The organism is Janthinobacterium tructae (assembly GCF_006517255.1).
GTDB lineage: Bacteria > Pseudomonadota > Gammaproteobacteria > Burkholderiales > Burkholderiaceae_D > Janthinobacterium > Janthinobacterium tructae.
On record NZ_CP041185.1, the window covers coordinates 2,413,164 to 2,438,856 of the forward strand.

Genomic DNA, 25,693 nt, shown 5'->3' on the forward strand with positions numbered 1-25,693 from the left:
AAGCAATACCGACTATCAATTACCCAGAAACAACAATTGATACCTTATATTAATTTCACATTAACGATACATTAACTATATGTCGCCCCGCAGCTTGCGCAAGGCGGGCGATTCGCCGCCCGTCGCTTCGATGCGGAAGCGGGCAAATGCCTGTTCCAGCCCGGGGTACTGGCGCAAGCCGCCTTCCGTAAAATAACGCCCGCCGGGGATATCGCCCCATGGCAGGGGCGCGCTCAAGGCACCGCTGCCCGCCAGGGCCAGCAGCGGCTCGACCGCGCTGCGCAAGTCGGCCACCTCTCCATCGGCGGGCGCCAGGCGCGCCAGCAACTGTTCCAGTTCTGCGGCAAGGGCTTGCAAGCGCTGCTGGTCCATCATCTCTCCTCAGTTCCTGATCGTGCCGATCAGCACGGGCGCCGACCACAAGTTGCGATTTGGCAATAAATACTGTTGCGCCCCGCCACGGCGCCGCACCAGCCCGCCCAGCTCTTGCGTGGGCGCCACCTGGCTGACGAAGACGTTCACCGTGCTTTTGGGCATGATCTGGTACACATCATACAGCGGCGCCTCGCTCTTCAAGGGCAAGCCGAAGCAGTCGGCCAGGCTGGCGCACTGGCTAGATGCCAGCTGCAATTGCGCGCTGGTGGTGAAATACGGCGAATAGGGCGACACATTCTGGCCATGCGGCACGATCTTCACCAGCGCGGCCGACATGGGCTGCAGGTCCGGCAAGGTGCTGCCGGAAGCGAGCTGCTCGACCGCGCGCGCATAAATCGTCTCGGCCGGGGCGGCCGGGTCGGCGGCGCGCAGTTCGCGCAGGAACTGCTGTCCTGGTCCGCTATCGAGATAGGAGTCGATCGCTTCGCGCTGCAAGCCCGCCGTCTTGAAAGTGCTGAGGTCATTGATTTCGCGTGCATGCACGGCGCGCAAGGCGTCGAGATCTTGCACCGGCATGGCCGTGGACGCGGCGGCAATGGGGATGGGCAGCGGCACCGGCATGGGCGCGTTGTCCAGCTGGGCCCGGACGCCGGGCGCGGCGGCAAGCAGAAAGGCGGCGGCCAGCCCGCAGAATGTGCGCATGCTGCATCTCCTTGGAAGACTCGTTCAGGGGAAGATCCCCTCCCGAATCTACAAGGCGTACAACTGGCCAATGCGAGCTGGATCAAGGCCGATTCGCAAAGCGGCATCTACCTTGATGCAGCACAAACGCGGCGCAAAAAAAAACCGCCAGGGCTTGCGCGCTGGCGGTTGTTGAGCATGCGGACCAGGCCGCAGTCAGTCGAACTTAGACAACTTTAAGCGGCTGGCGCTTCGTTGCCTTCAGCAGCTTTCATCGACAGTTTCAGACGACCACGGTCGTCCGTTTCCAGCACTTTGACGCGTACCAACTGGCCTTCTTTCAGGTAGTCGGCCACGGCGTTGACGCGCTCGTTGGCGATCTGGCTGATGTGCAGCAAGCCGTCCTTGCCTGGCATGACTTGCACGATGGCGCCGAAGTCCAGCAGTTTCAGCACGGTGCCTTCGTAGGTCTTGCCCACTTCGACGGAAGCGGTCAGTTCTTCGATGCGGCGCTTGGCTTCCTGGCCGGCAGCGGCGTCGACGGAAGCGATGGTGACCACGCCTTCGTCGCTGATGTCGATCTGGGTGCCCGTCTCTTCGGTCAGCGCGCGAATCACGGCGCCGCCCTTGCCGATCACGTCACGGATTTTTTCCGGGTTGATCTTGATGGTGATCAGACGCGGTGCGAAATCGGACAATTCGGTTTTGACGTGCGGCATGGCTTTTTGCATTTCGCCCAGGATGTGCTCGCGGCCTTCCTTGGCTTGCGCCAGTGCCACTTGCATGATTTCCTTGGTGATGCCCATGATCTTGATGTCCATCTGCAGCGCCGTGATACCGTTGCGGGTACCGGCTACCTTGAAGTCCATGTCGCCCAGGTGATCTTCGTCGCCCAGGATGTCGGACAGCACGGCAAACTTGCCGCCTTCCTTGATCAGGCCCATGGCGATACCGGCCACGTGTTCTTTCATCGGCACGCCGGCGTCCATCAGTGCCAGGCAGCCGCCGCACACCGATGCCATCGACGAAGAACCGTTCGATTCCGTGATTTCCGATACCAGACGCACCGAGTAGCTGAACTCTTCAGCTGCTGGCAGGGCGGCGATCAGCGCGCGCTTGGCCAGGCGGCCGTGACCGATTTCGCGGCGTTTTGGCGTACCGACACGGCCCGTTTCACCGGTGGCGAACGGAGGCATGTTGTAATGCAGCATGAACGAATCGGTGAACTCGCCCATCAGCGCATCGATCTTCTGGCTGTCGCGGGCGGTGCCCAGGGTAGCGACGACCAGCGCTTGCGTTTCGCCGCGCGTGAACAGGGCCGAACCGTGGGTGCGTGGCAGCACGCTGGTGCGGATCGAGATCGGACGCACGGTGCGCGTGTCGCGGCCGTCGATGCGTGGCTCGCCGTCCAGGATTTGCGTACGCACGATTTTCGCCTCGATGTCGAACAGGATGTTGTTCACTTCGGCGCTGTCGATGGACGCGCCACCGTTGGCGGCGGCTTCAGCCGACAGGTCGGCGATCACTTCCGACGTCGCCGCTTTCAGCTTGGCCGTACGCTCTTGCTTGTCCTTGGTTTGATACGCGTCATTGATCTTGGCGTTGGCGAAATGCGCGACGCGGGCGATCAGTGCTTCGTTTTTCGGCGCAGGCGCCCATTCCACTTCCGGCTTGCCGCCGTCACGCACCAGGTCGTGAATCGCGTCGATGACGACTTTCATCTGGTCGTGGCCGAAGACCACGGCGCCCAGCATGATTTCTTCGGACAGCTGTTTCGCTTCCGATTCGACCATCAGCACGGCCGTTTCGGTACCGGCGACCACCAGGTCCATTTCCGACGTTTTCAGTTGCTGGACGGTCGGGTTCAGGATGTACTGGCCATTCGCGTAACCGACGCGCGCGGCGCCGATCGGGCCGCTGAAAGGCACGCCCGAGACGCACAGGGCAGCCGAGGCGCCGATCATGGCGGCGATGTCCGGATCGATTTCAGGGTTAACCGACAACACGTGAATGATGACTTGCACTTCATTCAGGTAGCCTTCCGGGAACAGCGGACGGATAGGACGGTCGATCAAACGGGATGTCAGTGTTTCTTTTTCGGAAGGACGGCCTTCGCGCTTGAAAAAACCGCCCGGGATTTTGCCGGCAGCATAGGTTTTTTCAACATAATCAACCGTCAAAGGGAAGAAATCCTGGCCTGGTTTGGCATCTTTGCGTGCCACTACCGTTGCCAGCACGACGGTATCTTCGATCGACACCAGCACTGCGCCGGATGCCTGACGTGCGATTTCGCCGGTTTCCAGGGTCACTTGGTGTTGACCGTACTGGAAGGTTTTCGTAACTTTGTTAAACATGGGGTATCCCTTTTCTAATTGCCGACAGATTTTCAGGGGCTGTCGTTCACCTCACCACAGGCGGTGGAAAAACCGTTGCCGCCTTTACTACTTTACTTTTAAAGCATGATATCGGTAAGAGAATACTGCACTTACAGACATAAAACCGGAATTCAAATGACAAAATGCCCGCGTCAGCGAACTGGCGCAGGCATTTCTGTATAAACCTTGTACGGCAAAAATTACTTGCGCAGACCAAGTTTAGCGATCAGGTCGCGATAACGGGTAGCGTCTTTCGACTTCAGGTACGACAACAGGCTCTTACGACGGTTGACCATCATGATCAGGCCGCGGCGGGAGTGGTGATCTTTCGAGTGGGCTTTGAAGTGGCCGTTCAGTTCGTTGATGCGAGCTGTCAGCAGTGCAACTTGCACTTCAGGGGAGCCGGTGTCGTTTTGACCACGTGCGTTGTCCGCGATAATAGCGGCTTTGTTGATGTTTTCTACTGTCATGATAAACCTTTCACATGCGGTGCACAGAGTCTGAACCCTATCCACCGTGAACTACGATTATTAAAATACTGGCCTATGCTTCTAACCAGACGCGCAAGTATATCGGAAAAAAGCCCGTCTGTATCCTGCCGTACGCTCTTTTCTCGGCGCATGATAGGATTTTCCCGCATTTCAGGAGGATAACCATGAAAAAACTGCTCCAATTGGCAACACCTGTGCTGCTGGCCACGCTGGCCGGCTGCGCCAGCTGGAACGTCCCGCCGCCGCAGCCGGGCGAGCCGCGCGCCGCCGTGGAAGCACGCCTGGGCCGTCCCACGGCCATCTACTCATTGCCCACGGGCCCGGAACTGGAATACGCCACGGGGCCGTACGGCCAGTACACGTACATGGCGCGCTTCGGCCCCGACGACAAGCTCATTTCCTACGAGCAAGTGCTCGACACGCCAGGCTTTGCCCGCATCAAGGTAGGCGTGTCGACCCAGCAAGACGTGCTGCACACCCTGGGCCGCCCGACGGAAACATCGTATCTGGCGCTGCCGAAACTGCACGTCTGGTCTTACCGCTACAAGGAATCGGGCGTGTGGGATTCCATGATGCACGTGCACTTCGACCACGACGGCATCGTGCGCATGATGATGAACGGCCCCGATCCGGCCAAGGAAGAGCGACGCTTTTTCTGGTAGCCAGCGGACGAACAACCGCACTCCTGCGAATTGTGACAATGTGTGAGTTTTTGCGTAGCATTGGCGTGTAAAGTCGGGCGAAAAAAATGGCCAGACTAACATGTCTGGCCAATCGCCCACAGCCAACAAGGAAGCAGATGCGCCAAGACCCACAGAAAGTCCATCAAACCAGTCGTTTTTCCTGCCCTGCCATCACCGCAACCCTCTTATTAGCCTCCTTGCTGAGCGCATGCGGCGGTGGCGGTGGCGGCAGCAATAGCTCCTCCGTCACGCCGCCCGTGACACCGCCCGTGACACCACCGGCAAACAGTGCCGATACAGCGCTATTGCTGAACGCAATTAATGCCGACGCGGCCCCCACACTCGTACTGGCCTACGGCGCCACGCCACTGGCCGTGGCGCAAATGGTGATTGACTGGTCGGCACGCGTCAGTACCAGCGCCACCATCCCCAAGACCTGCGGCAACGGCGGTAGCCAGACTGCCGCCTTCATTGATGCAGATGGCAACGGCCGTGTCAGCGCTGGCGACAAGCTAAGCGTGACGTATGTAAACTGTCGCGCAAAGGAACTCGACGGCGTGCTCGACGGCACCATGAACATCGTTTTCACGGCGCCGCTGGCACAGCAACAACTGGCCGGCATCATCAGCTTCATGCCAGGTTTCGGCGATCGCACGGAAACGCCACGCCAGGGCATATTGGGCAGCGTGCGCTTCGACTACACCAGTGGTGTCATCTCCCGACTGCTGCATGTTTACTCCGACACGCAGCCATTCATCATGGCATTTTCCGATGCCAGCGCCACCAAGAACGACACCATCACGGGGCTCGACGTGCAGCATGAGTTGCGGCTCGATACCGCGCGCGCTTCCACCAGCATCCGCCTCCACCTGGCAAGCAACCTTCTGGGAGGCAGCCTCGATGTTTCTACGCGCACCCCGCTGAGCTCCTGGTTTGACAGCTATGCCGATGCGGGTGAACTGGTGCTGAGCGGCGCAAGCAACAGCAAGGCCAGCCTGCGCGTCAATGCGAGCAACCGCAACCTGTTTGAATCATTGCTTGGCGACACCGTGATCCGCGCGCAAGATAGCCTGGATGTGGGACTTCTCTGGAGCAGCGGCAACTGGCTTCCCGGCAATAAGCCCAACCTGGACTATTACGAAATCAAACCCGTCCTGGCTACCGATTTCAAGCTGCTAGTGCCGCCAGATGTCAACAATATGGCACCAAGCGGGAGCTTGTCGTGGGCTTATTCCCGGCCGCTTGACACCACGTCAGTTACCCACGCCCTCTTTCAAGGGCAAGGCGCGGACGCTGGCAACATCGAAGCCAGAATCAGCTACAACGGCGCCATTGTTACCGTCACGCCATCGAGCCAGCTCAAGGCAGGCGCCATCTACGACGTGCGCCTCAACGCGAAGACATATGCACCCGTGCGCGATACGGCCGGTAATACCTTGCCCACCCCAAGGGTCAATGTGAATGTCGCCCAAAGTATTAGCGCCGCCATCAGTACTGGCGGCATGGCGCCCTTGCTGCTGGGCCCTGCGGGGACGCTGACGCTGGACGCAAGTGCCTCGTCGGCCAACGGCGGCCCCGTCAGCGGCACGCGCTGGCGGCAAGTGTCGGGGCCAAGCCTGACGATGGACAATCCCAACGCCGCCCGCGTCACGCTCTCCAGCGCGGCACCATCAAGGGGCCTCGCGGTGATAGCGCTCGACGCAACGAACGCCGCAGGCGAAAAGGATACCCGGCAGATCAGCATAGACGTGCTGAGCGACCTTTCCCAGGCCCTGGTCTACAGTTCACGCACCGGCAACGGCGAGCTTGAAGTCGACAGCACGGCACGCACCGAGTTCACCCCGAACACGCTCTACGTGGCAAGCACAAACACCTTGCAGTTGCTGTCCCCTGCGCGCATCAACGTCTTCCAGATCGCCATACCGGGTGTCACCTGGCAATCAGGGCTGACGTTCACCTATGGCGCCGGCAACACCAGCGGCGCACAGGGTACGGCCAAGGTAGGTTGCTTCGGCGTCAATACAGGCACGGTCCGCATGCTCGATTTCGCACTCGATGGCGATGGCAAGCTGGCGCGCGCCGCCATTGACTATGACGACAACTGCAACGGCATCGTCACACAGGCATCGATCCGTTACCGCAGCGACATGCCTTTGCGCAAGTAAGCCTGCGTACGGGCAGCTGCGGGCGCGGCGCGTTTACGGCTGCGGGTCGATCCGCTCATCCTTGGCGTGCAATTTGTTGAGCGCCGACAAATATGCCTTGGCCGACGCGACGATGATATCGGGGTCCGCGCCCACGCCGTTGACGATGCGCCCATCGCGCGACAATCGCATGGTGACTTCGCCCTGCGATTGTGTGCCCGTGCTGATGGCGTTGACGGAGAACAAGACCAGCTCCGCGCCGCTGGCGGCCGCGCTTTCGATGGCGTTGACGGTGGCATCGACAGGACCGTCGCCCTGCCCTTCGCAGCTGCGCTGCACGCCGCCGACAAGAAACTCCACGCGCGCGTGGGGCACGGCGCCCGTCGTCGATTGCTGTGTCAGGGAAATAAAACGGTAGTGCTCACTCTCCTGCGCCTGCTGTTCCTCGCTGACGAGGGCCATGATGTCTTCGTCGAAAATCTCGGACTTGCGGTCCGCCAGCTCCTTGAAGCGCAGGAAGGCGGCGTTGACTTCCGCCTCCGATTCCAGCGCGATGCCCAGTTCGTGCAACCGCTGCTTGAAGGCATTGCGGCCCGACAATTTACCGAGGACGATCTTGTTGGCGGTCCAGCCCACGTCTTCGGCGCGCATGATTTCATACGTCTCGCGCGCCTTTAAAATACCGTCCTGGTGGATGCCGGACGCGTGCGCGAAGGCATTCGCACCCACCACCGCCTTGTTCGGCTGCACGGCAAAGCCCGTAATTTGCGACACCATTTTCGAGGCCGCCACGATTTGCGTCGTGTCGATGCCGACCGTCAAATTGTAATAGGCAGCGCGCGTGCGCAGCGCCATCACCACTTCTTCCAGCGCCGTGTTGCCGGCCCGCTCGCCGAGGCCATTGACGGTACACTCGATCTGCCGCGCGCCGCCTATCATGACGCCGGCCAGCGAATTGGCCACGGCCAGGCCCAGGTCGTTATGACAATGCACGGACCAGATGGCCTTATCCGAGTTCGGGATGCGTTCGCGCAAGCGCTTGATGGTATTGCCGAAGATCTCGGGCACGGCATAACCGACCGTATCGGGGAAATTGATGGTGGTGGCGCCCTCGGCGATCACCGCTTCCAGCACGCGGCACAGAAAATCTTCGTCCGAGCGGCTGCCATCTTCGGGGCTGAATTCGATATCGTCCGTGAACTGGCGCGCGTAGCGCACGGCGTTCTGCGCCTGCGTAAGCACTTGCTCAGGCGTCATGCGCAGCTTCATCTGCATGTGCAGGGGCGAGGTGGCGATGAAAGTGTGGATGCGCTTGCGCTCGGCAGGCGCCAGCGCTTCGGCGGCGCGCGCGATGTCGCGGTCGTTGGCGCGCGACAGCGAGCAGATGGTGGACTCGCGCACGGCGCCGGCAATCGCCCGTATCGACTCGAAGTCGCCCTGCGAGGCGGCGGCGAAGCCCGCTTCGATCACATCGACCTTCATGCGTTCAAGCTGCTTGGCGATGCGCAGCTTTTCCTCGCGCGTCATGGAGGCGCCCGGCGATTGCTCGCCATCGCGCAAGGTGGTGTCAAAAATGATGAGTCGGTTACTGGTGTTCATGGCTGCTCCTGGCTGGCTGAAGACTGGCGACACTACCGACTCAGCGCATTAATGCTCGGGGTCGGTCTGGATGATGCTGACGGGCTTGCCCTTCGCCATGCGCCAGAAAAACACGGCGTAGCCGGACAGGCCATAGGCGACGAAAATCGGGAACAGCACTTTCGGCGGGTCGATGGAAATGAGCGCGAAGAACAATGCCAGCAGGAATACCACGATGAAGGGCACGGACTTGCGGAAATTCACATCTTTAAAACTGTAGAACGGCACGTTCGTGACCATGGTCAGGCCGGCGAACAGGGCGATGGTCCAAGATACCCAGGCCAGCTGGTTGCCGGCAAATTCCAGGTCGTTCATCAGCAGGATGAAGCCGGCCACCATGGCCGCCGCTGCCGGGCTGGGCAAGCCCTGGAAGAAGCGCTTGTCGACCACGGCGATATTCGTGTTGAAGCGGGCCAGGCGCAAGGCGGCACCGGCGCAATACACGAAGGCGGCCAGCCAGCCCAGCTTGCCCATGCCGCGCAGCGACCATTCATAGATCACCAGCGCCGGGGCGGCGCCGAACGACACCATGTCGGACAGGCTGTCGTACTGGGCGCCGAATTCGCTCTGCGTATTCGTCAGGCGCGCGATGCGGCCATCGAGGCCGTCGAGGATCATGGCGATGAAGATGGCCCAGGCCGCATGTTCGAATTTCTGGTTCATGGCCATGACGATGGCGTAGAAGCCGCAAAACAGGGCTGCCGTCGTGAAGGCATTCGGCAACAGGTAGATGCCGCGGCGGCGCAAGGTTTTCTTGCCAGTGCCATCGCTCACCGGCTGGCGCACGAATTTGCTGAAGCGGGACGCTTTGGATGCTGCGGGAGTGCCGTTCTTGCCTCTACGACGGGGGAAGTTTGCCATGTTGTTCCATATCTTGTGTACTGCGGGGATTCGGTGCCAGACGGCAGGCGCATTCATCTTGCGGCATGCACCTGCCAATCTTGCCATTATAGAGGAGCCACCGCCAAAGAAAAGCGCGGCGGCGTCAAGCTGGCAATATTGACGCCGATTCAAGCTTTATTTGAAGCGGATCTTCGCCACCAGGCCCATGTTCAGCGTCGTTTCGCCCGCTTCAAAGCTCGGTTCGGCCACCTGGTTGCCGCCAAAACCCATGGAGTCGGCACTCATGTTGCGCGCCCCCGTCACGCTGACGCGCTGCGCATAGTTGCCCGAACCCTCGAAATCGATGGTGTCGATCACGGCGTCATTGACATTGCGGCCCATGGCGCCGGCAATGGCGGCCACGCGTTCATTGAGGTTCTTGTAGGCGGCGGCGATGCGCTGGTCGTCGAGCTTGCGGATGGTGGCGGGCGCCAGGCCGAAGTTCAGATGGTTCAGGGTCAGCACGCCTTGCGCTGCGGAAACTGTCTTCGGCAAGGCGGCCAGATTCGTCGTCGTCACCTGCAAGTACTGGCCCACTCTCCAGCCCGTCGGTACGCGTGGCTTGGCGGCGACGCCTGGCGGCAGGGGTGCCGTTTCCGGGTACACGGCGTACGTGTAGTAGCCCTGGGTCTTCAGCACGGCTTGCGGGTCGGCTTTCTTGACGATGGCTGCGCCCTGGTTCATCTTCTGGTTCACGCGCGAGGCGGCGGCTGCCTTGTCCTTGTCCTGCTCCTCGACGGCCAGGGTGACGGTCACCTGGTCGTTCGCATGCACCACTTCGCCATTCGCGGGCACCACCACGAGGGTGCCGGAAGTGGGCAAGGTCTGGGCGTGTGCACTCAGGGCAACGGTAGCGACGGCCGCAGCCAGCAGCGATTTCATGACGGTCATGGTGTTCTCCAGGAAAATAATAGGGAAAAAACGAGCATGGGGCCAACAGCCCCATGATCTTCAAAACAGTCTATCGCGGAAATAATTCCACGCTGGCGCTTACTTGAACTTGACCTTGCCGACGACACGCATGTCGAGCGTGGTTTCGCCCGGCTCGAAGCTCGGTTCGGCGACGGTGCTGTCTTCGGCCATCTTGGCGCTGCGCATCATCATCGGCGCGGCGGCAGGACGGCTTTCGTTGGCGTAGTTGCCCGAACCTTCGAAGTCCACCGTATCGAGCACGGCATCGGACACATTGCGGCCCATGGCCTTGGCGATGGCGGCCACGCGTTCGTTCAGGTTCTTGTACGTGGCGGCAATGCGCTGGTCGTCCAGCAGGCGGATGGTTTCCGGCTTCAGGCCGAAATTCAGGCCATTCAGGGTCAGCACGCCTTGCGCCGCCGACACGGTTTTTGGCAAGGACGCCAGGTTGGCCGTCGTCACTTCCAGGTACTGGCCGACGCGCCAGGCCGTTGGCAAACGTGGCTTGGCCACGGCGCCGGCGGGCAATGGGCGCTCTTCCGGATACACGGGATAAGTGTAGTAGCCGTACGATTTCAGCGCTGCCGACGGATCGGCCTGCTTGACGATGGCGATACCCTTGTTCATCTTCTGGTTGACTCTCGACGCGGCGGCAGCCTTGTCCTTGTCCTGTTCTTCGATGGCCAGGGTAGCGACCACCTGGTCATTGACATGCTTGACTTCGCCAAATGCGGGGACGACCACCAGGGTGCCGGAAGTTGGCAAGGTTTGCGCTTGTGCGCTCAGGGCAACGGTGGCTGCGGCGGCAACAAGGACGGATTTCATCACGGTCATGGGGGTACTCCTAGCTAGTTAATGTGGCTGACAGCCCGCGAAAGGGGCGCTTTTGCCACCCTTTCGCCTGAGAAACTTGTCAAACTGTGTAGATTCTAACGCCTCGTTCATTCCTGTGGCGCAAATTAACAAATCGTCACAAAATGCGTCCGCCAGTCACATCTGCTCACATTTAAATACACTGTTATCATAAATAACAATGTTATTAGTGACCTACGACCGCGCCACCGCTGCGCCGGCCCGGCTTGAAACTGTGGCGGTGCGCGCGCCAGGCGATCGCCAGCGCCACCAGCAGCAAGGCCAGCATGGCCCACGGGAACGATGCCGCGCCATAGCCGTCGAGCAGCATGCCGCCCGCCAGGCCGCCGCCCGCGATGGCCACATTCCAGATGGTCGCCACCATCGCCTGCGCCACGTCCATGCCGTCACCGGCCGCGTCCGCCGACGCCGTCTGCAGCAAGGTGCCGGCGCCGCCGAAGGTGATGCCCCAGATGGCCATGCTGACATAGATGACGATGGGGGAGTCCATTGCCAGCCCCAGCACCACCACCACGAGGGCAAAGGCGGCGATGCAGCCCAGCACGAGCGGGCGCAGCCAGCGGTCGATGAGCTGGCTGACCAGCCAGATACCGGCCAGCGAACCCACGCCATACACGAGCAGCACCAGGTCGACGCGGGGGCGCAAGCCGGACGGCGCCAGGAACGGCGCGATATAGGTATACAGAATGTTATGCGCCAGCATCCAGGCGACGATCACAAACAGAATCGGCCGCACGCCCGGCGTCACGAACACCTGGCGGATCGACAGGCGTTCGCCACGCTTTTGCCCAGGATAATCGGGCACGACCAGCAATACCCACGCGACCAGCACCACGGCCAGGCCGGACATGATGCCAAAGATGCTGCGCCAGCCCAGCACGCCGCCCATCAGGGTACCCAGCGGCACGCCCAGCGACAAGGCGAGCGGCGTGCCGATCATGGCAATGGCCATCGCCCTGCCCTGCTGCTCGGGACGCACCATGCGGCGCGCATAGCCTGCCATCAAGCCCCAGGCCAGCCCGGCGGCCATGCCCGTCACGAAGCGCGCGACCAGGGCGACCATATAGTTGGGCGCGAGGGCCGTCGCCGTATTGAAGATCAGGAAGCCAATGATGGCCAGCAACAAGACATTGCGCCGGCGCCAGGTGCTGGTGAGTGCCGTCAGGGGAATCGCCGTCAGGATCGAGCCGATGGCGTACACGGTCACCAGCTGGCCCGTCATGACTTCGGAAATGCCGAGGCCCTGGGCGATCTGCGGCAGCAAGCCGGCCGGCAAGGTTTCCGACAGGAGGGCAAGAAACGCCGTCATGGCCAGGGCCAGCAAGGCCAGGATGGGAATGGAAGAGTCAACAGCAGCCTGCGAGGGCGCCGTGGCGGTGATACGGTCAGTCATGGGGGGGGGGGTCCTTCTACTTGCGCAAGCGGCTGATCAATTAGCGCCTGGCGTGCGACAAAAGCGGTGATGCGCGTTGCGGTCGGCAGATACCGAAACAGATGCAGTCCATAGGAAACTGCAAAGGAAGGGCGGGATTATATAGGAGACGGGCAAAAAACGTGCGTGCTCAAACAACCGTGCTCAAGCTGGCGTCATGCAGGCATCATTGGCCGCCTTGCGTGGCGAAAACCAGGCATTCGATTTCGGACTGTACAGCAAGGCGCAGATGACGGCGAACGTCAGCGCGCCAGGCAAGACGTGCATCTTGAGCGGCAAGGTCGCCAGGCAGAACGCAATGTCGATCACGCCCCACACCAGATACACGGTGCGCGCGCCACGCTGCCTTTGCAGCATGGCCAGCGCAGCCACCAGGGTAATGCCCTGGCTGAAGAGAAAAATCGCGTATTGCACCTCGGCGGGAATCACGCCGTGCCCCATTCCGGCCAGCATGGCGGGATCGTTGCGGCCGAGGTAGGACGACACCAGCGCTGAGACCGAGCCGAGGACCAGAAACCAGCAGCTGATGGCAACCAAGACGGGGCGCTTGACCACATGAAGATTCCCGACAAAAACTTTAGAAAAAATAAGCATGGTGCTCACGGTATCGTTGAATGGGCCTGATTGTAATAAAAAAAGCCGGCTTGCGCCGGCTTCTTCGTGGAACGACTGCTGCTTAGTTCTTCGACTGGTCAACCATCTTGTTCTTGGCGATCCAAGGCATCATGGCGCGCAGTTTGGCACCCACTTCTTCGATCGGGTGCTCGGACGTCAAACGGCGGCGCGAGATCAGGGTCGGTGCGCCTGCCTTGTTTTCCAGGATGAAGCTCTTCGCGTATTCGCCCGTTTGAATGTCTTTCAGGCATTGACGCATCGCATCCTTGGTGGCCGAGGTCACAACCTTAGGACCGGTCACGTATTCGCCGTATTCGGCGTTGTTCGAGATCGAGTAGTTCATGTTGGCGATGCCGCCTTCATAGATCAGGTCGACGATCAGTTTCAGTTCGTGCAAGCACTCGAAATACGCCATTTCAGGCGCGTAACCGGCTTCCGTCAGGGTTTCGAAACCGGCCTTGATCAGTTCCACGGCGCCGCCGCACAGCACGGCCTGTTCGCCGAACAAGTCCGTTTCGGTTTCTTCACGGAAATTCGTTTCGATGATGCCGGCACGGCCGCCGCCGTTGGCCGAGGCGTACGACAGGGCGATATCGCGGGCGATGCCCGATTTGTCCTGGTACACGGCGATCAGGTGGGGCACGCCGCCACCCTGGGTGTAGGTGGCGCGCACGGTGTGGCCCGGGGCTTTCGGCGCGACCATGATCACGTCCAGATCGGCGCGTGGCACGACTTGGCCGTAATGCACGTTGAAGCCGTGGGCGAAGGCCAGTACGGCGCCTTGCTTGGCGAACGGGGCGATGTTTTCGTTGTAGACCTGGGCGATGTTTTCATCTGGCAGCAAGATCATGATGACGTCGGCCGCTTTCACGGCGTCGTTGACTTCCGCTACTTTCAGGCCAGCTTGCTCGACCTTGGTCCACGAAGCGCCGCCCTTGCGCAGGCCGACGGTGACGTTGACGCCCGAATCGTTCAGGTTTTGTGCGTGCGCGTGGCCTTGCGAACCGTAGCCGATGATGGCAACGTTTTTGCCTTTGATCAAGGAGAGGTCAGCGTCTTTGTCGTAAAAAACTTTCATGGTATTTCCTATAATTTGATGATGCGTTGTTGTTTTAAATGCGGCCCGTGGGCCGCGTAGAGCTGCTGTGTGCTTTTATACTTTGAGGATGCGTTCGCCGCGGCCGATGCCGGAACCACCCGTACGGACGGTTTCCAGGATGGCGGCGCGGTCGATCGAATCGATGAACGCGTCGAGCTTGACCTTGTTGCCGGTCAGTTCGATCGTGTACGTCTTTTCGGTGACATCGATGATGCGGCCACGGAAGATGTCGGCGGTGCGCTTCATTTCCTCGCGCTCCTTGCCCACGGCACGAACCTTGATCAGCATCAACTCGCGTTCGATATGCTGGCCTTCGGTCAGGTCCACCACCTTCACCACTTCAATCAGACGATTCAGGTGCTTGGTGATCTGCTCGATGATGTCGTCCGAGCCGCTGGTGACGATGGTCATGCGCGACAGGGTCGAGTCTTCCGTCGGCGCCACCGTCAAGGTTTCGATGTTGTAGCCGCGTGCCGAGAACAGGCCCACCACGCGCGACAGGGCACCCGCTTCGTTTTCCAGCAAGACAGAAATAATATGGCGCATGATTAGAGATCCTCCGAACCGAGCATCATTTCGGACAGGCCTTTGCCGGCTTTCACCATGGGCCATACGTTTTCGGACTGGTCGGTAATGAAATTCATGAATACCAGCCTGTCTTTCATCGCAAACGCCTCTTTCAGGGCGCCGTCGACGTCGCCCGGTTTTTCAATTTTCATGCCCACGTGGCCATAGGCTTCAGCCAGCCTTTCGAAGTCGGGCAGCGAATCCATGTACGACTCGGAATAACGCGAACCGTAATCGATTTCCTGCCACTGGCGCACCATGCCGAGGAAACGGTTGTTGAGCATGATGATCTTCGGCGTCAGGTGGTACTGCTTGCACGTGGCGAGTTCCTGGATGCACATCTGGATCGAGCCTTCGCCGGTGATGCAGGCAACGGTGGCGTCCGGATTGGCCATCTGCACGCCCATGGCGTACGGCAAGCCGACCCCCATGGTGCCCAGGCCGCCGGAATTGATCCAGCGGCGAGGCTTATCAAAACCATAATATTGCGCGGCCCACATCTGGTGCTGGCCCACGTCGGAGGTGATGAAGGCGTCGCCCTTGGTGATCTGGAAGACTTTTTCCACCACCGATTGCGGCTTGATGACCAGGTCGGAAGTCGGGTATTTCAGGCATTCGCGGCCACGCCATTCGGCGATCTGCTTCCACCAGTTGCTCAGCGCATTGACGTTCGGCTTGGCTTCGGCCGCGTCGAGTTGCGCGAGGAACTCGATCAGCACGTCCTTGACGTTGCCAACGATGGGGATATCGACCTTGACGCGCTTGGAAATCGACGATGGATCGATGTCCACGTGGATGATCTTGCGCGGATGCGAGGCAAAATGTTTCGGGTTGCCGATCACGCGGTCATCGAAACGGGCGCCGATGGCGATCAGCACGTCGCAGTTCTGCATCGCCATGTTCGCTTCGTAGGTGCCGTGCATGCCGGGCATGCCGACATACTGCTCGCTCGATGCGCGGTAGCCGCCCAGGCCCATCAAGGTATTGGTGCACGGGAAACCCAGGCGGTCGACCAGCTTGTTCAGCTCGGGAGCCGCATTCGCCAGGATCACGCCGCCGCCCGTGTAGATCATCGGGCGTTCGGCTTGCAGCAGCAGCTGCACGGCCTTGCGGATCTGGCCCGAGTGGCCCTTGTCGACGGGACGGTAGGAACGCATCTCGACTTCCTTCGGATAGTCGAAATGGCATTTGTGCATGCTGATATCTTTGGGGATATCGACCAGCACGGGTCCCGGACGGCCGGTACGGGCGATGAAGAAGGCTTTCTTGATCGTCGCTGCCAGGTCCTTGACGTCCTTGACGAGGAAGTTGTGCTTGACCACGGGGCGGGTGATGCCGACCGTGTCGCATTCCTGGAACGCATCCTGTCCGATGGCGTGGCTCGGCACCTGGCCGGAGATCACCACCATGGGAATCGAGTCCATGTACGCGGTCGACAGGCCCGTGACGGCATTCGTGACGCCCGGACCGGACGTGACGATGGCGACACCGACTTTGTTCGAGCTGCGCGAATAGGCATCGGCGGCGTGGATCGCGGCCTGCTCGTGGCGTACCAGGATATGCTGGAATTTGTTTTGCTGGAAGATGGCGTCGTAGATGTAGAGTACGGCTCCGCCCGGGTATCCAAAGACGTGCTCGACGCCCTCTTCAGCCAGACAGCGCACGACAATTTCTGCGCCGGTAATTGGTCCTGCTGCTGCTTCGGTATTCATGAAACATTCCTTTCAAGGTCCATTGGAGATTGATCGGATGTTCTTTCCTGACGAAGTTCGCTGTGCGCGACAGTGCTCCTGCTTCCCTTTTCATGCGGTCACGCAATTTCTTTGGGCACCCATAGATACCTTACAAAACAACGCTTAACGCAACTCGTTTGGCCGGAGTTTCTGTGGCGCCTGTACGAACCGCTCGCGCTTGTGGCACGGGTTAGAACAAACTGCCTACAAATGAAAGCGCGTCTTGCCGCGGATGGCCTTGTGTGCCGGTCGCGACCTGACCATAGGGCTTTGGGGTGTTCAAAGCGTCCCATACGTTATCGCGTTGCACCATTATGGTCAAGGAAAATGTCAGCCTCGCTGCATTTTTGCTCGCACGACGTGCAAAAACCCTGCGGAAATGCACATTTTTTGCTAGCATGCACGGGGTTGCAAAAAGCATACCCGCCCCCATTTCGCCCACCGCACCCGCAGCCCGCTAAGATCCCCATACCGCATGGCAACAGACAAAGAATTATCCGACTTTCTAGAAAATGTCGAGCGGCGCGCTTTCAAACAGGCCGCCTACGCGGTCCGCAAGGAAGAATCGGCACTCGACATCGTGCAGGATGCCATGATCAAGCTGGCCGAGAAGTACGGCGACAAGCCGGCCGCCGAACTGCCGATGCTGTTCCAGCGCATCTTGCAGAACACCATCCTTGATTATTTCCGCCGAGAAAAAGTTCGCAACACCTGGGTCAGCCTGTTTTCTGGCATGAAGCCCTCGGGCGACGAGCATGAAGATTTTGATATACTCGACACGTATGAATCGGAACAGGGTTCGAGCGCCGCCGAATCGTCGGCCGACCAGGTCGAACGCGCGCAAATGCTTGATTTGATTGATGCAGAGGTACAAAAACTGCCGTCACGTCAACGCGAAGCCTTCCTCATGCGTTACTGGCAGGACATGGATGTGGCTGAAACAGCGGAAGCGATGGGTTGCTCCGAAGGTAGCGTGAAAACACATTGCTCTAGAGCTACCCACACGCTCGCCGAATCGCTGAAAGCCAAGGGAATAAAATTATGAACACCGACGATCTCAATTTCGCTTACAAAGTGCGCCATGCACTGAACGAAAAACTCGACGACCTGCCCGCATCGGCCACCGATCGCCTGGCAGCGGCACGCAAGCTGGCCCTGTCGCGCAAGAAGGCGGACGCGCCCGCCGCCGTTGCCGTGCGCCAGAACGTGTTCGCCGGCGTCGCCAGCGGCCTGTTTGTCGAACCGCTGTCGTGGCTGGGCCGCATGAGCGTGATCATCCCCCTGCTGCTGCTGGTCGGCGGCCTGGTGGGTATCTATCAGTTTGAGCAAGAACAACATATTGCCGAACTGGCAGAAATCGACGCCGCCGTGCTGTCGGACGAATTGCCGCTCTCGGCCTATATGGACCATGGCTTCAACGCCTACCTGACGAAACGCGAGCAATAAGCATGGCACGCTTGAGCGTACGCAAAGCCTGGCTGGCTGGCGGCATCGGCCTGGGCGCCTGCGCCCTGGCTGGCGCCGCCTGGGTAGGCGCGCAACAACATCCTGCACCCGCGACCACTGCCGTGGCGGCAGCGTCCGTGGTGGCGCCGGCCCCGGCCGTCAAGCCCGGTTCGCCGCGCACGGCCGGCAAAGGCGGCACGCCGCCCAAGGCCAGCGACAACCCTTCCTGGAACAAGCTGTCGCACGCGCAGCAGCAAGCCCTGCAGCCGCTGGCGGGCGAATGGAACAAGCTCGAAGCGCTGCGCAAGCAGAAATGGCTCGATATCGCCAGCCGCTTTGCCTCCATGTCGCCCGACGAACAAAACCGCGTGCATGAACGCATGCGTGTATGGGTCAAGCTGACGCCGGAACAGCGCCGCCTGGTGCGCGAAAACTATACGCGCACGAAGAAGATCGATCCTGGTCAAAAAACCGCGCAGTGGGAGCAATACCAGCAATTACCGGAAGATCAAAAGAAAAAGCTGGCGACGGAACTGGTGCCGAAAAAACCGCTGGGCAAGGTGCCTGCAATCAATTCGAATACCAGCAAACCGCCCGTGATCGTGCCACCGGCCATGCCGGCAGCGCCTGCCGTCGCCACGCCTGTCCTGCCGCCCGCTCCCGCAGCGGCAAGCGTGCCGCCAGCCGATCCTGCCGCGGCCCCCGCCACCGTGCCCGTCACGCCACCTGCCACGCCTGCCCCACTGACTACCAATGCCAAATAGCACCAATAGCACGCCTGCCGCCAGCATCACTTCCCATCCCACGATCAAGCGCCGCCTGATTTCCATGGTGTACGAGTCGCTGCTGGCCCTGGCCGTGCTGTTCTTGCCCTTCCTGCTGTTTGAACTGGCCGTGCAAGGCGCGCATACGCCACTGACTGAACACATGCGCCAGTGCCTGGCCTTCCTCGTCATGGGCGCTTACTTCATCCATCAATGGAGCCGCGAAGGGCAAACCCTGGCCATGAAGACCTGGCGTTTGCAACTGGTGCTGGCGGGCCACGCGCACGTGCCGTTGCGCGTGGCCGCCTTCCGCTACATCCTTTCATGGATGTGGCTGCTGCCGGCCCTGCTGGTGTCGTATGCATTCGATTTGCAGCACTGGACAGCACTGGGCGCCATCGGCGTGGGCATTCTGGCCTGGTCGGCCACGGCCCTGTTGACGGGCAATGGACAATTCCTGCACGACAAGCTGGCGGGCACGCAGATCGTGCAATTGCCCGCCCCCGCGAAGAAGTCGAAGAAAGTCACCGCCTGAGTTTTTACGCGGCTTGACCTGGGTCATTGAAGCGCCGCGGGCGCTCTGCGATCATGGCATGCCATGAATAATACCGCCCCCCTCCCCCACACACGCTTCGCTCCCTACCGCGAGGAAGTCTGCAGCGAAGACGACGTCAAGCACCTCGTCCACACCTTTTATGCGGCCGCGCGCGATGACGCCATGCTGGGCCCCATCTTTGCCGCCGAGGTCAAGGATTGGGATGCCCACCTGGCAACATTGGTCGATTTCTGGTCAGGTTTGCTGCGCGGCACCATGCGATACCACGGCAAGCCGCTGGCCCAGCACGCGAAAATGGAACACCTGACGCCGTGCATGTTCCGCCGCTGGCTGACCCTGTTCTTCGCCACGACCGAAAGCATGGGCAACCCGGCCCTGCAAGAGAAGGCCGACACCATCGCCTTGAATATTGCCGAACGGCTATGGAAAAGCTTTGCGGAAAGCCACGCGAGCAAATGCAGTCCGCAGCAAACAGCCAGCCTCACGACGCCTGAGAAAACCGTAGCGAGCGGAAGCTAGTTGTGGCTAAGAAGCGCAACTGTACTCTAGTACAGTGAGCATCGCAGGCCGCAAATAGCGACGCGCAGTAGGTTTGCTCAGGCGTTCCTAGAACCGCTCGTAACCCTGCAGATAGCGCCACTGACCTGACGGCATGGCGCCCATCGGGATGCGCCCGATGCGCAAGCGCTTAATGGCGACCACATCCAGCCCCACCATCTTGCACATATGGGCAATCTGGCCTGGCTGCACATTTTTCAGGGCAAAGCGCAAGCGCGTCTCGTTCTGCCAGCTGACCTTGATCGGCGGCAAAGGCTTGCCATTGAAGGGCAAGCCGTGATTCAGCAGCGCCAGACCGTTTTCCGCGATATCGCCCGACACTTCCACGATGAATTCCTGCTCCACCGTTTTCGCTTCGTCGACCAGCTTGCGGGCGACGCGGAAATCCTGCGTGAACACCAGCAGGCCGGACGCCATGGTGTCGAGCGGATTGGTGATGGTCAGGCCGATCAGGTGGCGCTTGAGGAAGCGCGTGACGGCGCTGGGCAGCACGTTTTCCGCGGTGAACAGCTCCTCGGGACGCAAACAGGCCAGGGCCGGCTTGCCTTCGCTGCCCACGCCGCCGTTGATGCCGGCCGGCTTGTGCAGCAGGATCGTCACGGGCGGCATTTCTTCCAGGGTGGCGTTCGGCAGCAGCACCACCGCCTGATTGTCGGCCACGCGCGCGCCCGACTCTTCCACCAGCACGCCATCGACCGTGACCCAGCCGCCCTCGATATACAGCTCGGCCTCGCGGCGTGAACAGGGCACGTCTTCAGACAGGCGCTTGGCCAGGCGGACGGTGGGCATTTCGTGTGGTGTGGTCATGGGGAGGCGCAAAAAGCAAGAGGAGGAGAAAGCCGGTATTGTAACCGACCCGCTCCTCCCCTCTTGTTGACGTTGTTGCTGATTGCCAGGTGGTTGTCGGATTACGCTGCTGATTGTCGGATTACGCTACGCTAATCCGACCTACCCGACCTACCCGACCCACCCGACCTGCGCGGCGGTGGCGGCTTTGGTAGGTTGGATTAGTGGCTTGCCGCGTAATCCAACAATCAGGCCTGCGCCTTGGCCAATTCCTCGGCAAAGAAGCGGTGGCCCATCTCTTCCAGGCCCAGCGTCTGCAGTACTTCCTGCAGGCGCTCCGTCGGACGCTGGCGCGGCAAGTTCTTGTAGCTGGCGATGATCAGTTCATTCTTCATCGAATGCTCCCAGCCCACCAGCTCCGTCACGCTGACCTGGTAGCCGTGCGCTTCCAGCTGCAGACAGCGCAGCACGTTGGTGATCTGGCTGCCGAACTCGCGCGTGTGCAGCGGGTGGCGCCACAATTCCGTCAAGGCACTCTTGCCCAGGCTCTTGCCCTTGTTTTTCTTCAAGACGGAAGCCACTTCGGCCTGGCAACACGGCACCAGCACCATGAACTTCGCCTTTTTCTTCAGGGCGAAGTGGATCGCGTCATCGGTAGCCGTGTTGCACGCATGCAAGGCCGTGACGATGTCGATCTGCTGGGGCAGCAAGTTTGATTCCGTCGATTCGGCCACGGACAGGGGCAGGAAGGACATGCCGGGGAACTTGAATTTCTTCGCCAGCTCTTGCGAGCGCTGCACCAGCTCTTCGCGCGTCTCGATGCCGTAGATGTGCGAACCGTCGTTGCCGTTCTTGAAGAACAGGTCGTACAAGATGAAACCCAGGTAGGACTTGCCGGCGCCATGGTCAACCAGCGACACGCCGGGGTGATCGAGCTGCACTTCGCGCAGCAGCGGCTCGATGAACTGCGTCAGGTGGTACACCTGCTTGAGCTTGCGGCGGCTGTCCTGGTTCATCTTGCCGTCGCGCGTCAGGATGTGCAATTCCTGCAGCAAGGCGACCGACTGGCCATCCTTGATCTCAGGCATGTTGCTGGCGGCCGTGATGACGTCTTTCGGTGCAGCGACTGCGGTGGCGGCGGCTGCCGCGCCCTTAGCGCGCTTCATCGATCCACGCCATCTGTATCGCTTCGAGCACTTTTTCGCCGCCGCGCGTGTGGTCATCGTCGAAGCCGTCCAGTTCCACCACCCAGTTATGCAGGTCGGTAAAACGCACGGTCAGGGGATCGATGTCCGGATGCGCGTCGTACAGCGCCTCGGCGATCACGTGAATGTCAGACCATTTCATGTTAGTGACTGCCTTCGCTGACCTGGTTGATCGTGTATTTCGGGATTTCGACGACGAGGTCGGCATCGGCCACGATGGACTGGCACGACAGGCGCGACACGGCTTCCAGGCCCCAGGCCTTGTCCAGCATGTCTTCTTCCAGTTCCGTCGCTTCGTTCAGGGATTCGATGCCTTCACGCACCAGCACGTGGCAGGTGGTGCAGGCGCACGATTTTTCGCAGGCGTGCTCGATGTCGATGTCGTTTTCCAGCAGGATGTCGCAGATGGACTTGCCGGCCGGGGCTTCGATGACGGCGCCGTCCGGGCAAAGCTTGGCGTGCGGCAGAATGACGATTTGGGGCATATTACCTCTACAATTTCAATGATTCGGAGCGCTGCCGCGGCAAGTGCACACGGCGCGCATTTCAATTATTCTTAAACGACCTGGTCCAGGGACTTGCCCTTCAAGGCCGTGCGCACGCTGCGGTCCATGCGGCGCGAGGCGAAATCCTCGGTGCCGTCGGCCAGCGCTTCGATCGCCAGCTTCAAGGCCTGGTGGTCGATGGCGCCGCTTTGCGATTGCGCAATGGCGTCGCGCACCTTGTTCATCAAGCCATCCACGGTGGCGCGCTCGGCGTCATCGAGCAAGCCGCCGTCTTCATCGAGCGCCGACTGCGTGGCCAGCAGGATGCGTTCCGCTTCCACCTGCTCTTCGCGCAGCGCGCGCGCCACCATGTCGACGTCGGCCGAGGTGTACGAATCCTGCAGCATGCGCGCGATGTCATCGTCGCCCAGGCCATAGGCCGGCTTGACGCTGATCGACGCTTCCACGCCAGAGCGCAATTCACGTGCCGACACCGACAGCAAGCCGTCCGCATCGACCTGATACGTGATGCGGATGCGCGCGGCGCCCGCCACCATCGGTGGAATGCCGCGCAGTTCAAAGCGCGCCAGGGAGCGGCAATCGCTCACCAGTTCGCGCTCGCCCTGCAGCACGTGCACGGCCAGGGCCGTCTGGCCATCTTTAAATGTCGTGAATTCCTGCGCACGGGCGCACGGTATGGTCGAATTGCGCGGGATGATCTTTTCCACCAGGCCGCCCATGGTTTCGATGCCCAGGGAGAGCGGGATCACGTCCAGCAGCAGCCAGTCGTCGCCGGCGGCGCGATTACCGGCCAGCAAGTTCGCCTGGATGGCGGCGCCCAGCGCCACCACCTTGTCCGGGTCGATATTCGCGTGCGGCGTCGTGTGGAAGAATTCGCTGACGGCGCGCTGCACGTGCGGCATGCGCGTGGCGCCACCGACCATCACCACGCCGTCGACGTCGTCCGCATCCACGTTCGCGTCGCGCAAGGCCTTCTTGATGGCGTTCATGGTCTTGCCCACCAGATGCTGCGTCATGGCGGCAAATTCCGTCGCCGTGATGCGCAGGTGGATTTCTTCGCCCGAGTTCAGGGCCGCGTCGATCATCGTTTCCGACTTGGTCGACAGCGTTTCCTTGATCTCGCGCGCTTTCACCATCAGGATGGCCGTGTCTTCGTCCGACAGCGGCGCCAGCTTGGCGTGCTCGCTGATCCAGCAGAACAGGCGGCGGTCGAAATCGTCGCCGCCCAGGGCCGAGTCACCGCCCGTGGACAAGACTTCAAAGACACCCTTGCTCAGTTTCAGGATCGAGATGTCGAAGGTGCCGCCACCGAGGTCATACACGGCGTACACGCCTTCGGAGGCATTGTCGAGGCCATACGCGATGGCGGCGGCCGTCGGCTCGCTCAAGAGGCGCAAGACATTGATGCCGGCCAGTTGCGCCGCATCTTTGGTCGCCTGGCGCTGCGCGTCGTCAAAGTAGGCGGGTACGGTGATCACGGCGCCCACCAGGTCGTCGCCCAGGGAATCTTCCGCGCGCTGGCGCAGGGTGGCGAGAATTTGCGCCGACACTTCGACGGGGCTTTTCACGCCGGCCACGGTTTTCAGCTGCACCATGCCAGGCGTATCCTGGAAGTCGTAGGGCAGGTTTTCCGCGTAGGCGATGTCTGCCAGGCCACGGCCCATGAAGCGTTTCACGGACACGATGGTGTTCTTCGGGTCGGTGGTTTGCGCGGACAGGGCCTTGTAGCCGATGTTCGCGTGGCCGTTCGGCAGGTAGCGCACGACGGAGGGCAGCAGGGAGCGCCCGTCTTCGTCGTTGAGCACCTCGGGAATGCTGTTGCGCACGGTGGCGACCAGGGAATTGGTGGTACCCAGATCGATGCCGACGGCCAGGCGGTGCTGGTGCGGCGCGGTCGACATGCCTGGTTCGGAAATTTGCAGAAGTGCCATTGTATTCGTGCCTCGATTAATTTTGTGCGTGGTGCTGCTGATGCCTGTCGCGCATTATAAGACGCGCGCCGGACTGGCGCTTGGTCAGTCAGGCTTCCATGGCTTCGTATGCAAAACGGACTTCCTCGCCGAATTTGTCGAGGAACATCAGGGCGCGCACGCTTTGCGCGGCATTCACATAGTCGGCGGCGTCGAGCTGGGCCGCCACCTGGGCCAGCAAGGCCTTGCGTTCGCCGCGCAGCTGGCGGTCCAGGGCGTCGAGCGCGTCGGCATCCTTGCCGGCGCGTGCATCGCCCAGTTCCTCGCGCCATTCCATCTGCTGCATCAGGAAGCTGACGGGCATGGCCGTGTTCGATTCCGTCTGCAAATCGACGCCATTGAGCTCGCACAGGTATTGCGCGCGCTTTTGCGGGCTTTTCAGGGTTTGATAGGCTTCATTGGCGCGCGTGGCCCATTGCATCGCCACGCGCTTTTCAGCGCTGCTGGCGTTGATGAAGCGGTCCGGGTGGACCTTGCCCTGCACGTCGCGGTAGGCAGAGTCGAGCGCGCTCATGTCGAGCCCGAACTGCGCCGGCAACTGGAATAATTCGAAGTGATTTTGCATAATGGTCGGTGGTCGCTGTACCGCAATCGATGGGTACAGCGCACCGACCGGGGTCTTGCCAGCTGTTTAAATCCTGAAGGACTCGCCGCAGCCGCAGGCGTCTTTTTCGTTCGGATTGTGGAACTTGAAGCCTTCGTTCAAGCCTTCGCGCGCGAAATCGAGTTCCGTGCCGTCGATGTAAGGCAGGCTTTTCGGGTCGACGAAGACCTTCACGCCGTGCGATTCGAAGACGCTGTCTTCGGCCGCCACTTCATCGACATATTCGAGCTTGTAAGCGAGGCCCGAGCAGCCCGTGGTGCGCACGCCAAAGCGCAAACCCATGCCCTTGCCGCGCCGTTCGATATAACGGTTGATGTGTTTCGCCGCTTTTTCGGTCAGTGTGATCATGTATTTCTCCGCAACTGCCCCGGCCTTGCGGCTGGGGCGGGCTGCCAACGTTTAAGCTGCTACTGGATGGCGGGTCTGGTAATCCAGCACTGCCGCCTTGATGGCGTCTTCCGCCAGGATGGAGCAGTGGATTTTCACTGGCGGCAGGGCCAGTTCTTCGGCGATCTGCGTGTTCTTGATGGCCAGCGCCTGGTCCAGGGTCTTGCCCTTGACCCATTCTGTCACCAGCGAGCTCGACGCGATGGCCGAACCGCAGCCATAGGTCTTGAATTTCGCATCTTCGATCAGGCCATCGGCGCCGACCTTGATCTGCAGTTTCATCACGTCGCCGCAGGCGGGCGCGCCTACCATGCCGGTGCCGATGGTGTCATCACCCTTGTCGAAAGCGCCCACGTTGCGCGGGTTTTCGTAGTGATCGAGTACTTTGTCCGAGTAAGCCATTTTGATGCT

Annotated in this window: 28 protein-coding genes; 7 read left to right on the plus strand and 21 right to left on the minus strand. The window is 60.8% G+C overall.

Features of this window, described 5'->3' with window-relative positions; genetic code table 11:
- Positions 1–75: 75 nt before the first annotated feature.
- The 4 genes from FJQ89_RS10575 to rpsO all read right to left on the minus strand — a co-directional run bounded on the left by FJQ89_RS10575 (position 76) and on the right by rpsO (position 3,901).
- Positions 76–375: a hypothetical protein gene (locus FJQ89_RS10575; RefSeq protein ID WP_141170151.1), complete on the minus strand. Its 300-nt coding sequence runs from the start codon at positions 373–375 to the stop codon at positions 76–78.
- A 6-nt stretch (positions 376–381) separates the two neighbouring features.
- Positions 382–1,077 carry a hypothetical protein gene (locus FJQ89_RS10580; protein WP_141170152.1) on the minus strand — a complete coding sequence of 232 codons (696 nt, stop codon included), beginning with the start codon at positions 1,075–1,077 and terminating at the stop codon, positions 382–384.
- A gap of 215 nt (positions 1,078–1,292) precedes the next feature.
- Positions 1,293–3,410, minus strand: coding sequence for a polyribonucleotide nucleotidyltransferase (gene pnp / locus FJQ89_RS10585; RefSeq protein WP_071076349.1), 2,118 nt, complete (start codon positions 3,408–3,410; stop codon positions 1,293–1,295).
- 221 nt (positions 3,411–3,631) lie between these two features.
- Positions 3,632–3,901: a 30S ribosomal protein S15 gene (rpsO, locus tag FJQ89_RS10590; protein WP_071076969.1), complete on the minus strand. Its 270-nt coding sequence runs from the start codon at positions 3,899–3,901 to the stop codon at positions 3,632–3,634.
- A 185-nt stretch (positions 3,902–4,086) separates the two neighbouring features.
- Between rpsO and bamE the strand changes: the two genes are divergently transcribed.
- Complete coding sequence (gene bamE / locus FJQ89_RS10595) at positions 4,087–4,584, plus strand: outer membrane protein assembly factor BamE domain-containing protein (protein ID WP_141170153.1); 498 nt, start codon at positions 4,087–4,089, stop codon at positions 4,582–4,584.
- A gap of 137 nt (positions 4,585–4,721) precedes the next feature.
- Complete coding sequence (locus FJQ89_RS10600) at positions 4,722–6,770, plus strand: Ig-like domain-containing domain (RefSeq protein ID WP_141170154.1); 2,049 nt, start codon at positions 4,722–4,724, stop codon at positions 6,768–6,770.
- Positions 6,771–6,803: 33 nt separating this feature from the next.
- On the opposite strand, the gene FJQ89_RS10605 is transcribed toward FJQ89_RS10600, so the two are convergent.
- The 9 genes from FJQ89_RS10605 to FJQ89_RS10645 form a co-directional block, all read right to left on the minus strand.
- Positions 6,804–8,348, minus strand: a complete 1,545-nt coding sequence (locus tag FJQ89_RS10605) for a 2-isopropylmalate synthase (RefSeq protein WP_141170155.1) — start codon at positions 8,346–8,348, stop codon at positions 6,804–6,806.
- 48 nt (positions 8,349–8,396) lie between these two features.
- Positions 8,397–9,248: a CDP-diacylglycerol--serine O-phosphatidyltransferase gene (pssA, locus tag FJQ89_RS10610; protein ID WP_141170156.1), complete on the minus strand. Its 852-nt coding sequence runs from the start codon at positions 9,246–9,248 to the stop codon at positions 8,397–8,399.
- A gap of 156 nt (positions 9,249–9,404) precedes the next feature.
- Entirely contained in the window at positions 9,405–10,160 is a 756-nt protein-coding gene (locus FJQ89_RS10615; RefSeq protein ID WP_141170157.1) for an SIMPL domain-containing protein, read from the minus strand.
- A 99-nt stretch (positions 10,161–10,259) separates the two neighbouring features.
- The gene (locus FJQ89_RS10620) at positions 10,260–11,015 is read right to left on the minus strand and encodes an SIMPL domain-containing protein (protein ID WP_141170158.1); all 756 of its coding nucleotides are present in this window, start codon (positions 11,013–11,015) and stop codon (positions 10,260–10,262) included.
- A 205-nt stretch (positions 11,016–11,220) separates the two neighbouring features.
- Entirely contained in the window at positions 11,221–12,447 is a 1,227-nt protein-coding gene (locus FJQ89_RS10625) for an MFS transporter (RefSeq protein WP_141170159.1), read from the minus strand.
- Positions 12,448–12,630: 183 nt separating this feature from the next.
- On the minus strand, positions 12,631–13,041 hold the full coding sequence (locus FJQ89_RS10630; protein WP_141170160.1) for a hypothetical protein: 411 nt from the start codon (positions 13,039–13,041) through the stop codon (positions 12,631–12,633).
- A gap of 121 nt (positions 13,042–13,162) precedes the next feature.
- Positions 13,163–14,179 carry a ketol-acid reductoisomerase gene (gene ilvC, locus FJQ89_RS10635; protein ID WP_096236700.1) on the minus strand — a complete coding sequence of 339 codons (1,017 nt, stop codon included), beginning with the start codon at positions 14,177–14,179 and terminating at the stop codon, positions 13,163–13,165.
- A gap of 75 nt (positions 14,180–14,254) precedes the next feature.
- A complete protein-coding gene (ilvN, locus tag FJQ89_RS10640) occupies positions 14,255–14,746 on the minus strand; it encodes an acetolactate synthase small subunit (RefSeq protein ID WP_010399754.1) in 492 nt (163 codons plus the stop codon).
- Between the two features lie 2 nt (positions 14,747–14,748).
- Positions 14,749–16,479, minus strand: a complete 1,731-nt coding sequence (locus FJQ89_RS10645; protein WP_099763013.1) for an acetolactate synthase 3 catalytic subunit — start codon at positions 16,477–16,479, stop codon at positions 14,749–14,751.
- A gap of 496 nt (positions 16,480–16,975) precedes the next feature.
- On the opposite strand from FJQ89_RS10645, the gene FJQ89_RS10650 reads away from it, so the two are divergent.
- The 5 genes from FJQ89_RS10650 (at position 16,976) to FJQ89_RS10670 (ending at position 19,785) form a co-directional block, all read left to right on the plus strand.
- Positions 16,976–17,545, plus strand: coding sequence for an RNA polymerase sigma factor (locus tag FJQ89_RS10650; RefSeq protein ID WP_034750048.1), 570 nt, complete (start codon positions 16,976–16,978; stop codon positions 17,543–17,545).
- A complete protein-coding gene (locus FJQ89_RS10655) occupies positions 17,542–17,946 on the plus strand; it encodes a DUF3619 family protein (RefSeq protein ID WP_141170161.1) in 405 nt (134 codons plus the stop codon). Before FJQ89_RS10650 ends, FJQ89_RS10655 begins: the two co-directional genes overlap by 4 nt.
- A 2-nt stretch (positions 17,947–17,948) precedes the next feature.
- Positions 17,949–18,710 (plus strand): DUF3106 domain-containing protein, encoded by a 762-nt coding sequence (locus FJQ89_RS10660; protein ID WP_141170162.1) that lies wholly within the window; start codon positions 17,949–17,951, stop codon positions 18,708–18,710.
- Positions 18,700–19,245: an RDD family protein gene (locus FJQ89_RS10665; protein ID WP_141170163.1), complete on the plus strand. Its 546-nt coding sequence runs from the start codon at positions 18,700–18,702 to the stop codon at positions 19,243–19,245. Before FJQ89_RS10660 ends, FJQ89_RS10665 begins: the two co-directional genes overlap by 11 nt.
- Positions 19,246–19,308: 63 nt before the next feature.
- Complete coding sequence (locus tag FJQ89_RS10670; RefSeq protein ID WP_243136507.1) at positions 19,309–19,785, plus strand: group III truncated hemoglobin; 477 nt, start codon at positions 19,309–19,311, stop codon at positions 19,783–19,785.
- A gap of 87 nt (positions 19,786–19,872) precedes the next feature.
- Here the strand turns inward: FJQ89_RS10670 and FJQ89_RS10675 are convergent, their stop codons facing one another.
- The 8 genes from FJQ89_RS10675 to iscU form a co-directional block, all read right to left on the minus strand.
- The gene (locus FJQ89_RS10675; protein ID WP_141170164.1) at positions 19,873–20,631 is read right to left on the minus strand and encodes an rRNA pseudouridine synthase; all 759 of its coding nucleotides are present in this window, start codon (positions 20,629–20,631) and stop codon (positions 19,873–19,875) included.
- 227 nt (positions 20,632–20,858) lie between these two features.
- On the minus strand, positions 20,859–21,776 hold the full coding sequence (locus FJQ89_RS10680) for a class I SAM-dependent methyltransferase (RefSeq protein WP_116745101.1): 918 nt from the start codon (positions 21,774–21,776) through the stop codon (positions 20,859–20,861).
- Positions 21,763–21,957, minus strand: a complete 195-nt coding sequence (iscX, locus tag FJQ89_RS10685) for a Fe-S cluster assembly protein IscX (RefSeq protein ID WP_071322763.1) — start codon at positions 21,955–21,957, stop codon at positions 21,763–21,765. Before iscX ends, FJQ89_RS10680 begins: the two co-directional genes overlap by 14 nt.
- A gap of 1 nt (position 21,958) precedes the next feature.
- A complete protein-coding gene (gene fdx / locus FJQ89_RS10690) occupies positions 21,959–22,300 on the minus strand; it encodes an ISC system 2Fe-2S type ferredoxin (protein WP_035820570.1) in 342 nt (113 codons plus the stop codon).
- Between the two features lie 71 nt (positions 22,301–22,371).
- Positions 22,372–24,252, minus strand: a complete 1,881-nt coding sequence (hscA, locus tag FJQ89_RS10695; RefSeq protein WP_099763007.1) for a Fe-S protein assembly chaperone HscA — start codon at positions 24,250–24,252, stop codon at positions 22,372–22,374.
- Positions 24,253–24,340: 88 nt separating this feature from the next.
- On the minus strand, positions 24,341–24,856 hold the full coding sequence (hscB, locus tag FJQ89_RS10700) for a Fe-S protein assembly co-chaperone HscB (RefSeq protein ID WP_096236713.1): 516 nt from the start codon (positions 24,854–24,856) through the stop codon (positions 24,341–24,343).
- 66 nt (positions 24,857–24,922) lie between these two features.
- On the minus strand, positions 24,923–25,243 hold the full coding sequence (iscA, locus tag FJQ89_RS10705) for an iron-sulfur cluster assembly protein IscA (protein ID WP_010399774.1): 321 nt from the start codon (positions 25,241–25,243) through the stop codon (positions 24,923–24,925).
- A 51-nt stretch (positions 25,244–25,294) separates the two neighbouring features.
- Positions 25,295–25,684, minus strand: coding sequence for a Fe-S cluster assembly scaffold IscU (iscU, locus tag FJQ89_RS10710; RefSeq protein ID WP_010399775.1), 390 nt, complete (start codon positions 25,682–25,684; stop codon positions 25,295–25,297).
- Positions 25,685–25,693 lie beyond the last annotated feature (9 nt).